The sequence below is a fragment of the Streptococcus australis genome, from assembly GCF_040226615.1.
GTDB classification, from domain to species: Bacteria; Bacillota; Bacilli; order Lactobacillales; family Streptococcaceae; genus Streptococcus; species Streptococcus australis_E.
The window spans coordinates 155045-166503 of the sequence record NZ_JBCOAT010000002.1; the positions used below are offsets into that span (position 1 = coordinate 155045).

Consider the following 11459-nt stretch of genomic DNA (forward strand, 5'->3'; position numbering starts at 1 on the left):
AGACTACAGTAACTACTACACCTGAGACTCCTGCTACAACTGTTTCATCAGAGGAGCCTAAGACTACAGTAACTACTACGCCTGAAACTCCTGCTACAACTGTTTCATCAGAGGAGCCTAAGACTACAGTAACTACTACACCTGAGACTCCTGCTACAACTGTTTCATCAGAGGAGCCTAAGACTACAGTAACTACTACACCTGAAACTCCTGCTACAACTGTTTCTACAGAAGAGCCTAAGACTACAGTAACTACTACACCTGAAACTCCTGCTACAACTGTTTCTACAAAGGAGCCTAAGACTACAGTAACTACTACGCCTGGAACACCAACTACACCACCTACAACACCTAAAGGACCTAAAAAGAATGGTTCTACTACCACTACACCTGAAAATCCAACTGGACCGAACGGTGGAGGAAATGGTGGCGGACGTAAGAAACTTCTTCCAAGTACAGGTGAAGTTGTCGCAACAGGTCTTGTTCTTACAGGAGTATTGGTCTTGGCTGGTGCCGTTGTATTGAAACGTAAAATGACTGATAACTAATTCCGTCACAATAACACTATTAGTTTGCACTAGCTCCACCTCCTAGTCGCTAATAGCAAGAGAGAGAAGCACATTCTCTCTCTTTTTTATGGACCTATGACGATAGAATATATAAAAGAGCCTGTGAAAACTTCACTAGGCTCTTTCGTATCTTCACTTGTATTCCAGTCTATTTCATATATGGGAAAGCTTCTATTATTTTCTTTCTTAATTTTTCATTTTCTATCTTTTCAATATTTAGGACCTTTTGAAATTGGAGCACATCTTGAATCACATGTTCTTGCCCATCTTTTGAAAACTCGGCGGGAATGGTTAAATTTTTAAAAAGGTCTCTCCTTAGGTATCCTTCTGGTGTTACTTCGTAAAATATATTCATAAGAGCTAACTCAAAATTAGAACTGTTTTTTTGAGGCTGAGATTTGAAGTATTGAAGGAATTCTTCTTTATTCTGAACAAGGTGCTCTTGCCCATCTATTGAAAAATCAGCAGGAAGCATGAAATCTTTAACAAATGAATTATAGGGACTTGTTAGTAATTCTAAAAAGGAGAGACGAAACTCTACATCTTCCTCGCCTAAGAAATACAAAACTGAGCGATAGTGATTTTTCAACATCTGATAGACCTTTGGATAGGCTGTTGCTAGAGATATTTTGTACCTTTCACTTTCCCTAAAACTTTGATTAAACCTAAGTTGTAATCCTCTAGAAATATAGTCATTTCCTCCGGAACCAGATAATTTCGTTTTTGGCATAAGAGCGAATGGATGTCTATTCTCAAGTCTCTGTTTTGACTCCGTTTTAACTTCTTCAACACTTTTACCAGAGGAACTCTTTTTAGATATTTTTCCTGTTTTTGCATCAATCAGCCCCAGCTCAACCGGATACTGTGAAGTCTCGTTAAACCCCTCCGTAACAACTTTCATAGCTCCATTTTCAATCACTGCTTTTGATTCCTTGGGTGCTAACATAGTAATAAGAAAGTAGGTTTCATTATCCTCTGTTTCGTATATTTCTTCTGAAATATCGAGTGGGATATATTTCTTATTATAGTCACGAACCATTTTAAAGACATCATAGGTTTTAGGTTTTAGTTTTCGATCGTTCGTGTCGTATACATCAATCAACCAATACTCCCCTTCTTTAGGCTCATTGTAGCTTAGATAAGGCGCCGAACCTGGTACAGTACGATAGCGTGAAAACTTATCACTACTCGCTTTTAACTTATAGCTTTCTTGCATGATATAGCGCTCTCCACTTGCACCATTAGGTGTATTAAGTTGGTAGGCAAATTGTGGTTCATCTTTAGTAGCTTCTTTAATTAATTCTCTCTCATCACCATCGTCCCATTCGATGACTAGTGCGTCCCCGTTATGAATAAATTCATAGTCCTTAATTACTGGCCTCGGTTTCCATTGAACATACTGTCGCAATTCTCTTATACGAATTTGTTCTTTGATAGAGTACACAGAGCCAACTACCACGACGAATAAAGTAAATAAAAACATCTTTGACTTTAATAACTTAGGCATAAACAGTTCCTCCTAATCTCCCCCTCATTTTACCATCAATTCCCTCTTTTGTCAGTCAAATAAATAATGAGGCTGGGACAAAAGTCCTAGCCTCTCAATTGTTTTTGGATTGTCGAGCAAGACGCAGTGGTTGAGTGGGCTCTACTACGCTGATTTCATCAGCTTTTACAGCCATACTCAACTGTGCGGAGGTGGGACGATGAAATCGAATTCTAACGAATTACCGATTTCTGTCCCACTCTCATTTAAGTAGCATTACAAAAATAGATTTATTAAATCTTATTAGGATACCCAAGAAGACTCTTTTTAGTTTAATCCTCTAGTTCATCCTTTTGATCTTCAGAAAAAACAACTTCCCCATCTTTAACTTTGAAGGAGTATCTGAGCGTGTCAGCCGAATCATCTTTACGATTGGAATAATAGAAACTATAGGCACCATCTGGTAAATTGCTCGCATCTAGCTTTTTCACAGCCTTCCTCAAGTCTTGATCCGTAGTGACAGATGCACTATCATCGACAAAAATAGTCATACGTACAAGCTCTTGATCTATCAAAGTTTGAAAAGGGATTTGATAGTAGCCGGCAAAGTCCTTCTTTCCTTCTTTGAGATTTTGCTTAGCGATGCTATCCAGAATTTCCTCTTTTTCATCAGGATAAAAGTTACCTAAAATAATAACGAATTGAATAGGAAGACCGAGAGATTGCATCTTTATTTCCTTCTCTAGTTTTTCCTCGATATTTTTAATCGATTTCTGCTCCAAAAAAGCTTTCTTATAGTCCGGAAGATTAGTAATAGATGAACTTGACCAGTCATCATGAAAAGTTGTATCATGTTCCAATCGTACCGTTTGATCATCGTAAGTTTTCTCAGAGTAAGCGTAGCTTACGTGATAAGTTGGGAATTCTAGGGCAGTCCAAGATAACTTAGTGATGGTAACTTTGCCATGAAGATCATTTTCTTTACAAACTTCTGTAACAACCTCCTTGGCTTTTTTGTAGTCACTAGATGTCATGATCTTACAGCTAGAAAGACAAATGCAGGAAAGAAAAAATAGAAGCCCCAGCAATAGTTTGGAATAGTTTGATTTCATAACCTAACCTCCTTATGAAATTTACGAAATGCACAATGTCATTCTAGTTCTGATTTGGACTCTCTTTGAAATATTCGAAAAACTCCTTCTGATTCTTCACAACATGCTCTTGACCATCTTTTGAATATTCTGCTGGAATCCTATAATTGTAAAATAATTTTGAAGTATCCGAACCTCCCATTGGATAGAACAGCTCTAGAATAGATATATCAAAGTTGAGATCTTCTGGTCCAAGAAAGTATAGGTAGGCGTCCTCACCCTTTTCATAGTTTAAATCTGTTCTCTCACTATGCCCCTTACTTAAAATAGAATAGACTTTCGGGTAAGTAGACTTTAATGGAATCGTCTCGTTTTCATAATCTTTTATTTCATATCTTAAACGTGAATCAGAAAAAGAGATTTTTGAATCAAAATTATAATTCGGATTAGATTCAAAGGGATGGGTTACTTTATAGTTTTTTTCATCATCCTCTCGAAGTTGATCATACTCTTTTCCTGATGATGTTGTAAGTGAGATCTTTCCTGTTTTAACATTCATTAAGCCGACTTTTGTATTGAATTCCGTTTTCACATGAATGTTGCCTGGCTCAAACACATATTTAACTTTCGATCCTACTAAAATGCCAATGGAAAGATAGGTTTCTTGATCATCCTTATCATAATATAAAGAGCCCGTATTTGTAGCCAATGGAAGATAATCTTTATTGAGATCTCTTACAATTTTGAACATATCAAAGGTTTGCTTACTGATTCTATTATTTGCAGTGTCATAAATATCAATAAGCCAGTATTCTCCTTTTTCCGGTTTATGACTCCTATTATTGATACTATCAATACGAGAACCACCGAGAGTTTTATACTTCCTATAAGGCCCAGAAGTCCAAGCATCTGTTTTTAACTTGTAGCTTACTTGTGCAATATAGTATCCACGATTGCTCCCCTCTATAGGTCTCTGTACACTAATTTCCCTATCGTAATCTTGTGCCTCTAGAGCCTCATCCAATTCTTTTTGAGTTTCCCATCGGATCGCAACTGCTTTCCCATCTCCAATAAATTTAGATTCAACCAGTTTAGGACGAGGTTTCCAACTGATAAATTGTGTCAGTTCACGTTTATGAAGTTCATGCTGTATCTGCAATCCTCCTATTAGTAGGAGAAAAACTAACAATATATAAAACTTAAATGATTTCAAAATCTCTTTCATTCCATGGCCTCCTCATCTCACCATCATTTTACCATCAATCCCCTCTTTTGTCAGTCAAATAAATAATAGGCTGGATAAAATATCCAGCCTATTTAAACAAGATAAACAATAGATTAGTTTGACCTCCTTAGAATACTTGAGGAACTTCTTTTTTAGTTTGGATCTTCTAGTCCATCCTTTTGATCTTCATAAAAAACAACTTCCCCATCTTTAACCTTGAATGAGTAACTAATGGAATCGGCGTAACTATCTTTGGAATAGTAGAAACTATAGGAACCATTTGGTAGTTTGCTCGTATCTAGCTTTTTAGCTGCCGCTTTTAGGTCTTGCTCCTTAACGGACACGGTATCATCTACATAAATGGTCATACGGATTAACTCTTGATCGATTAAGGTCTGAAAAGGAATCTGATAGTAGCCAGAAAAGTCCTTCTTTCCTTCCTTAAGATTTTGCTTAGCGATGCTATCCAGCATTGACTCTTTTTCTTCAGTATAAAAGTTACCTAAAAAGCTAAAGAATTGAATAGGAAGACCTAGAGATTGTTTCTTTATTTCAGTCTCTAGTTTTTCCTCGATATTTTTAATAGATTTCTGTTTCAAAAACGCTTCCTTATATGATGGAAGATAACTACTATATGAATCTGACCAGTCATCTTTAAAAGTTACGTCCTCATCTTCCAATTGTACCGTTTGATCATCGTAGGTCTTCTCAGAGTAGGTGTAGCTTACATGATACTGTGGGTATTCTAGGGCAGTCCAGGATAACTTAGTGATCGTAACTTTGCCATGCAGATCATTTTCTTTAAAAACTTCTGTAACAACTTCCTTAGCCTTTTTGTAGTCACTCGATGTCATGATCTTACAACTGCTTAGAACCATCGTAAAGAATAGAATGGGAACTAAGAGTAAAAGGGAATAACCTTTATTTTTCATAGATCTACCTCCAAAAATAGAAAACTTCTAAAAGTTAGATAGAAGACTAGCAAGAACTAGATGATGAAGGGTTCTCACAAATTGAAATGCTCATCAACGTATTCAATTACCTAGCTCTATTCTACCATTATTTACAAGGAATGTCAGGAAAAACAAGAAAAGAGGCCGGGACAAAAGTCCTAGCCTCTCAATTGTCTTTGGATTGTTGAGCAAGACGCAGTGGTTGAGTGGGCTCTACTAGGCTGATTTCATCAGCTTTTACAGCTCTACTCAACTTTGCGGAGGTGGGACGACGAAATCGAATTCTACGAATTACCGATTTCTGCCCCCCTCTCTCTCCGTCAATTATTATAAATCATCCCCGTACTGGCTTGCTCTGACAATTCGACAAAGCCAAGGGATTGGTAAAAGGAAAGATTTTTCTCGCTCCGTTCAGTGACAAGAAGCCGTTGATAGACATTAGGAAAGGTCGCTAAAGCCTCTTCTAGGAGTTTCTTTCCGATGCCTTGGCGCTGGTAATCTGGTCGCACCAAGAGATCTTGCACCAACAGAACTGAGTGCCTATCTCCTACTAAGCGAATGTAGGCGACTAACTCTTCCTTATCATAGACCGCCAACTGCCATAGACTGGCTTTGACAGCTTCTTCTAGCATGGTTGGGTTATTGGTATAATTGGTCCAGCCGACCGAGCTGTAGAGTGCGAGTAGGTCTGTCATCGCTGGAATCTCTTGTTTGTACTCTAACATCTTAACTCCTTTTTAGGGTATAGTGCTGGAAGAAGGCGATATCTCTGTAAGGGGACTCTTGGCAAACGGCCAGCTCCATCTTGAGCATAGACTCTCGCCAGCCTTCTTGTCCTTTAAAGCGATTGTCCTGCAAGGCGTAAAAGACACGAATTCCTTGGTAGTCCTGAACTTCGAGGGCTAGGTCTTCTACTGCTCTATCTAGATCATAGGCCTGGGCCAAGCCCATGGAGTGGGTTTCCAGATCCTGACCTGCTAGGAGATCGAGCGCTTTCTGAGTATCATTTTCAAAGACGACGGTCTGCAGGACGCGTCCAACCTCATTGTGCTTGACGATGGATAGGAGACCATCTGGTTTCAAGAGACGGGTAAATTCTTCAAGAAGTAGCTTGCGATCCTCTACATACTCCAAGACATTATGGCAAAGGATGACATCAAAGCTGGCATCTTCAAGGCTTGCTAACTGGTCCAGACTTCCTACCAGTTGCTGGTAGGAATGTTCTTGGGCCCGCAAGGCTACCATTTCTTCATTAGGCTCCACAGCAAGGACTTCATTATCTTTCGCTAAGTGGTTAGCCACCAGGCCAAAGCCACTGCCAAAATCAAGGACTCGCTTTTCCTTGATGTCCTGTAATTGGTCAAAAAGGATATCATAATAGAGCTGTCCCCAAGGTTTTCGGATGTTTTCTAAATAGGCTTGAATATTTGCGGCCATCTGGCTCCTCCTATTTGTAGTTAAACATCTTGCTGGCCAGCTTGTCTGAGATGCGAGGGAAAAGAGTATAGAGCTTGTGGGTCAGGTTCAAGAGCCAAGGAAGATTAAGCTCGCGTTTTGGTTTTCCAAAGTTTTTAACGATCCTCTTAGCCACAAAGTCTGGTTCCAAAATGTAGCGGTCCACAGCCTTGACATAGCTTCCGTCAGGATCTGCCTGATCAAAGAAACTAGTCCGAATGGGGCCTGGATTGACCGTCGTCACATAGACACCAAAAGGCATGAGTTCCAAGCGTAGGGCATTGGAAAAGCCAATGGCCGCAAACTTGGTCGCCGAATAGAGGCTAGATTTAGCAGTTGCGACGAGACCCGCCATGCTGACGATATTGATAATGTGCCCCTTGCCAGCTGCCTTCATGTGCGCCCCTACCAAACGTGAAAACTGCATCAATGCAAAGGTGTTGACCTCAAACATCTCTCGCACCTGCTGGTCAGAAATGCTATCAAACTCTTCAAAGATCCCATACCCAGCATTGTTGACCAAGACATCGATCTTTCCATAGCGCTGATAGAGCTCTTCGACTAGCTGTTGGATAGCTGATGGATCTGTGATATCGATCCCGATGCATTCGGCCTGAGGATGGCCGGCATAGAGGTCTTCCAGTTTTTCTTGATTTCTTCCTAAGAGAATCAGCCGGTCTTCAGGGAGGAGCTTGACCATTTCCTGTGCCAAGCCTCCACTTGCTCCTGTGATTAGAATGGTTCGCATCTTAGATCTCCACTTCTTCCAAATCTTTGACCACATAGACATTTTCAAAAATGCTGGACGCATCCTTGCGCAATTGGCTGACGTCCTTGGAGAGGAAGCGGGCACTGATATGGTTGAGAAGAAGGCGTTTGGCCCCTGCTTCCCGCGCCACTTCTGCCGCCTGCATATTGGTCGAGTGTCCGTGCTTCCGAGCAATCTTTTCATCTCCCTTGCCATAAGTGGACTCATGCACGAGGACATCTGCATTGACGGCAAGTCTGACGCTAGCATTGGTCTTACGTGTATCTCCCAGAATCGTAATGACCTTACCAGGTCGAGGGGCTGAGATATAGTCCGCCGCAATGATCTTGGTGCCATCTTCTAGGGTGACATCTTGGCCTTTTTTGACCTGACCAAAGAGCGGGCCAAACGGCACTCCTGCTGCCTTGAGCTTGTCTGCATCCAACGTTCCTTCCAGGTCTTTTTGCATGATGCGATAGCCCACACAGAAGATGGTATGGTCTAAGGCCTCAGCATAGACCGTAAACTTATCTGTCTCCATGATTTTCCCAAGCGAACCTTCATCGAACTCATGAAAATGGATCTGATAGGGTAGGCGAGAACCGGAAACTCGCAGGCTGGTTAAGACAAAGGATTTGATCCCAACCGGTCCATAAATCTCTAGATCAGTCTGCTCTTCATTGGCCTGAAAAGCCCGGCTAGAGAGGAAACCTGGCAAACCAAAGATATGGTCCCCGTGTAGATGGGTGATAAAAATCTTGCTGACCTTTCGAGGACGGATGCTGGTTTCTAAGATTCGGTTCTGCGTCCCTTCCCCACAGTCAAAGAGCCAGACTTCATTGATTTCATCCAGGAGTTTGAGGGCTAGACTAGAGACATTACGAGATTTGGACGGTTGTCCCGCACCCGTTCCTAAAAATTGAATTTCCATTGTTTACTTTCTAACTAATATAGATCATAGCGGTCCGATTCTTGGATCGAACAGCGATTTTTCCAGGGTAGGCAGTGGCTAATTGAACCAATTCGTCCTGGTTGTAACCAGATAGACGGATACTACCATCTGCCAGCTCTTCAAGATTCGACAAAGCTGACAATTCCTTGGTCTCGACTACCTCTTGTTCCCTAACAAGACGCATCAAAATCAAGCCTTCCTCTTCATAGACGAGGTAGTGAGGAAAAATTTGCGCTATCTCAAACAAGAGGTCCATGCGAATGGTTTCAGCTTGCTGGGCAAATACTTGCGCCAATCTCTTCTCTCGGTAGCAAAAACCATAGGCCTTGCCAGAAAGATTGAGACGGACAAAGGGTTTCTCCTCCTCAAAACTGGGACTCGTCTGATAAAGGTCAAAGGCCTCAGTGACTTGTTCATAATAGTCAGTTGCTGCTTCCGGGCTTTTCTTTTGGTAGAGCTCAGCGAAGTAGGCGTTGATGACACTAGGTGGTGGCGTGATAAACTGAAGCTTCTGCTCTTCTGTCAATCCCGCCAAGACCCGATCTAAATAGACCTTGTCTAGACTGGTATAGCCACCGTAGCTGAGGGCGATGTTAAGATAATCCATGGTGATAAAACTCCTCTAGTCTCCATGCATTTTTAGGGGCGATGAAGCCTGTTATGACCTCACCAGGCTCCTCATAGGAACGCTCGGTCAGAATGGCCATGGTCTCCAATTCATGGATGCGGTAGGCTTGCTCAAAAGGAACCTGAATCGTAAATGGCTGGAAGAGCTCTTGCATCTTTTCAAGTAGAATGTCCTGAAGTTTAGCCCGACTATCGGGATCCTTGGCCGAAACCAGGCGGTAAGGTGTCTGTGTCGGGGTAAAGTCCTTGACCTTGTCTGCCTTGTTGTAGAGGGTCAAGCGTGGAATATCCAGCATCTCCAAATCTTTCATAATCTGAAGGACCGTCTTTTCATGCTCTTCATGGTTGGGATCAGAGGCATCGATGACATGGACCAAGAGATCCACATTCTTGCTCTCTTCTAGGGTCGACTTAAAGCTGGTCACCAACTCTGTCGGCAAGTCCTGAATAAAGCCAACCGTATCTGTCAGAGTTACTTGTAAATTCCCTGTTAGATGAATGCTCTTGGTTGTCGCATCCAAGGTCGCAAAGAGTTCATCTGCTTCATACTGGGTCTTACTGGTCAAGGCATTCATAATGGTTGACTTGCCTGCATTGGTGTAGCCAATCAAACCAATTTTAAAAACAGAGGATTCCAGACGTTTTTCTCGAACCACTTCTCGATTCTTCTCAACCACCTTGAGTTGACGCTCAATATCGGTGATTTGATTGCGGACACTCCGGCGGTTCAACTCTAGCTGACTTTCCCCTGGACCACGGGAACCAATCCCCCCGGCCTGCCGGCTGAGCATGATTCCTTGACCCACGAGACGGGGCAAGAGGTACTTGAGTTGGGCTAGATGAACTTGGAGCTTGCCTTCATGGCTCCGTGCCCGCATGGCAAAGATATCCAAGATCAGCTGCATCCGGTCAATGACCTTAACACCCAAAATTTCTTCTAAATTCACATTCTGCCGAGGAGTCAAACGGTTGTTAACGATAACTGTCGAAACCTCATCTGCATCCACCATTTGGGCAATTTCTTCTAGTTTTCCAGAACCGACAAAGGTCTTGCTGTCGTATTTTTCTCTCTTCTGAGTGTAGACACCTACGACTTCTGCCCCGGCTGTCTTGGCTAGACTGGCCAACTCCTCCATGGACATGTCAAAGTTTTCCATCCCTTGGAGCTCGACACCGACAATGAGGACCCGCTCCTGTTTTTTCTCAGTTTCTATCATCTAAAAATCTTTCTATATCTTGGAGAACCCGCTCCTTAAAGCCTTCTTCTCCAATCTGGTAAAAATGGACCATCATCCGATTGCGGAACCAGGTCAACTGGCGTTTGGCAAAACGGCGTGTATTTTGTTTGAGTTGCTCCAGGGCCTCTTCTAAATTTTGCTCCCCCTTGAAATAAGGGAAGAGCTCCTTGTAGCCAATCCCTTTGGCTGCCTGAACCTCAGGATGGTTGTCATAGAGCCACTGGGCTTCTTCAAGCAAGCCCTGCTCAACCATAAGATCCACCCGTCGGTTGATGCGGTCATACAAGGCTTGGCGATCATCGTCTAGACAGATGATATAGGGCTCATAAGCTGGAGCTTGATTTTCCAAGTCCTGACCGAAATGGGCGATCTCTAAAGCTCGCATGGCCCGTCTACGATTGATCTGCGGGATCTCCATTCCCTCTTTCGCTACTTGGTCAAACAGTTCTTCATTTGTAAGAGGAGACAATGACTCCCGATAGGCTAGGATATCCTCATGGGCAACATCCCCTCCTAGGTGATAGCCTTCTAAGAGACTCTGAACATAGAGACCTGTCCCTCCAGCAATAATAGGAAGATGGCCCCGTTCTTGAATCTCTTCGATGGCTTGGCTGGCCTCTTTGACAAAATCATAGGCTGAGTAGGTCTCTGTCACCTCACGCACATCAATCAGATGATGGGGAGCTGTTGCCTGCTCCTCTGAACTAGCCTTGGCCGTTCCAATATCTAGTGTGCGGTAGACTTGCTGACTGTCCCCACTGATGACCTCGCCCTGAAAGCGCTGAGCCACCTCGATAGCGAGGGCTGTTTTTCCAACAGCGGTCGGCCCCACTATCACAATTATCTTGTTTTTCATCGTTTTTCCTTGCAAAAATCGCATTTTTTCGTTACCATATATTATAACATAAATATTTAAAGTTCAGAAAAGGAGAAATTCTCATGGCTAAAGGATTTGGTAAAGGTTTTGTTACTGGTGTTGCTGGTACAGTTGCGGCTGTAGCAGGTGCAGTTTACACATTCAAGAAAAAAGTAATCGAGCCTGAAGAACAAAAAGCAGCTTTCATCGAAGAAAACCGCAAAAAAGCAGCACGTCGTCGTGTATCACACTAATCCAA

At 42.4% G+C, this 11459-nt stretch carries 13 protein-coding genes; 2 read left to right on the forward strand and 11 right to left on the reverse strand.

Annotation, left to right across the window (positions count from 1 at the left end; genetic code table 11):
• A partial coding sequence (locus ABT997_RS03170; RefSeq protein WP_350018716.1) for an LPXTG cell wall anchor domain-containing protein occupies nucleotides 1–548 on the forward strand: 548 nt, incomplete at its 5' end.
• Nucleotides 549–717: 169 nt separating this feature from the next.
• Here ABT997_RS03170 and ABT997_RS03175 read toward each other — a convergent pair.
• The 11 genes from ABT997_RS03175 to miaA form a co-directional block, all read right to left on the reverse strand.
• Nucleotides 718–2076, reverse strand: a complete 1359-nt coding sequence (locus tag ABT997_RS03175) for a hypothetical protein (protein WP_350018717.1) — start codon at nucleotides 2074–2076, stop codon at nucleotides 718–720.
• A 311-nt stretch (nucleotides 2077–2387) separates the two neighbouring features.
• Nucleotides 2388–3167, reverse strand: a complete 780-nt coding sequence (locus ABT997_RS03180; RefSeq protein WP_350018718.1) for a hypothetical protein — start codon at nucleotides 3165–3167, stop codon at nucleotides 2388–2390.
• A 43-nt stretch (nucleotides 3168–3210) separates the two neighbouring features.
• The gene (locus ABT997_RS03185) at nucleotides 3211–4371 is read right to left on the reverse strand and encodes a hypothetical protein (protein WP_350018719.1); all 1161 of its coding nucleotides are present in this window, start codon (nucleotides 4369–4371) and stop codon (nucleotides 3211–3213) included.
• Between the two features lie 152 nt (nucleotides 4372–4523).
• A complete protein-coding gene (locus tag ABT997_RS03190) occupies nucleotides 4524–5303 on the reverse strand; it encodes a hypothetical protein (protein ID WP_350018720.1) in 780 nt (259 codons plus the stop codon).
• Nucleotides 5304–5644: 341 nt separating this feature from the next.
• A complete protein-coding gene (locus ABT997_RS03195) occupies nucleotides 5645–6049 on the reverse strand; it encodes a GNAT family N-acetyltransferase (RefSeq protein ID WP_350018721.1) in 405 nt (134 codons plus the stop codon).
• Between the two features lies 1 nt (nucleotide 6050).
• A complete protein-coding gene (locus tag ABT997_RS03200) occupies nucleotides 6051–6761 on the reverse strand; it encodes a methyltransferase domain-containing protein (protein ID WP_314369857.1) in 711 nt (236 codons plus the stop codon).
• A gap of 10 nt (nucleotides 6762–6771) precedes the next feature.
• Nucleotides 6772–7527 (reverse strand): SDR family NAD(P)-dependent oxidoreductase, encoded by a 756-nt coding sequence (locus ABT997_RS03205; protein WP_314369856.1) that lies wholly within the window; start codon nucleotides 7525–7527, stop codon nucleotides 6772–6774.
• Nucleotide 7528: 1 nt separating this feature from the next.
• On the reverse strand, nucleotides 7529–8458 hold the full coding sequence (rnz, locus tag ABT997_RS03210) for a ribonuclease Z (RefSeq protein ID WP_314369855.1): 930 nt from the start codon (nucleotides 8456–8458) through the stop codon (nucleotides 7529–7531).
• A 10-nt stretch (nucleotides 8459–8468) separates the two neighbouring features.
• A complete protein-coding gene (locus ABT997_RS03215) occupies nucleotides 8469–9086 on the reverse strand; it encodes a cystathionine beta-lyase (protein ID WP_350018722.1) in 618 nt (205 codons plus the stop codon).
• Nucleotides 9073–10323, reverse strand: a complete 1251-nt coding sequence (gene hflX, locus ABT997_RS03220) for a GTPase HflX (protein WP_314369852.1) — start codon at nucleotides 10321–10323, stop codon at nucleotides 9073–9075. The genes ABT997_RS03215 and hflX overlap by 14 nt, the downstream gene beginning before the upstream one ends.
• Complete coding sequence (gene miaA / locus ABT997_RS03225) at nucleotides 10310–11200, reverse strand: tRNA (adenosine(37)-N6)-dimethylallyltransferase MiaA (RefSeq protein ID WP_314369850.1); 891 nt, start codon at nucleotides 11198–11200, stop codon at nucleotides 10310–10312. Before miaA ends, hflX begins: the two co-directional genes overlap by 14 nt.
• 83 nt (nucleotides 11201–11283) lie before the next feature.
• On the opposite strand from miaA, the gene ABT997_RS03230 reads away from it, so the two are divergent.
• Complete coding sequence (locus ABT997_RS03230) at nucleotides 11284–11454, forward strand: DUF3042 family protein (protein ID WP_003002781.1); 171 nt, start codon at nucleotides 11284–11286, stop codon at nucleotides 11452–11454.
• Nucleotides 11455–11459: the final 5 nt, after the last annotated feature.

Coding starts and splice junctions, on each gene's coding strand:
- ABT997_RS03175 (WP_350018717.1), bottom strand. CDS start 2,076: ATGCCTAAGTTATTAAAGTCAAAGATGTTTTTATTTACTTTATTCGTC.
- ABT997_RS03185 (WP_350018719.1), bottom strand. CDS start 4,371: ATGAAAGAGATTTTGAAATCATTTAAGTTTTATATATTGTTAGTTTTT.
- ABT997_RS03200 (WP_314369857.1), bottom strand. CDS start 6,761: ATGGCCGCAAATATTCAAGCCTATTTAGAAAACATCCGAAAACCTTGG.
- hflX (WP_314369852.1), bottom strand. CDS start 10,323: ATGATAGAAACTGAGAAAAAACAGGAGCGGGTCCTCATTGTCGGTGTC.
- ABT997_RS03230 (WP_003002781.1), top strand. CDS start 11,284: ATGGCTAAAGGATTTGGTAAAGGTTTTGTTACTGGTGTTGCTGGTACA.
- ABT997_RS03215 (WP_350018722.1), bottom strand. CDS start 9,086: ATGGATTATCTTAACATCGCCCTCAGCTACGGTGGCTATACCAGTCTA.
- miaA (WP_314369850.1), bottom strand. CDS start 11,200: ATGAAAAACAAGATAATTGTGATAGTGGGGCCGACCGCTGTTGGAAAA.
- ABT997_RS03195 (WP_350018721.1), bottom strand. CDS start 6,049: ATGTTAGAGTACAAACAAGAGATTCCAGCGATGACAGACCTACTCGCA.
- ABT997_RS03205 (WP_314369856.1), bottom strand. CDS start 7,527: ATGCGAACCATTCTAATCACAGGAGCAAGTGGAGGCTTGGCACAGGAA.
- rnz (WP_314369855.1), bottom strand. CDS start 8,458: ATGGAAATTCAATTTTTAGGAACGGGTGCGGGACAACCGTCCAAATCT.
- ABT997_RS03180 (WP_350018718.1), bottom strand. CDS start 3,167: ATGAAATCAAACTATTCCAAACTATTGCTGGGGCTTCTATTTTTTCTT.
- ABT997_RS03190 (WP_350018720.1), bottom strand. CDS start 5,303: ATGAAAAATAAAGGTTATTCCCTTTTACTCTTAGTTCCCATTCTATTC.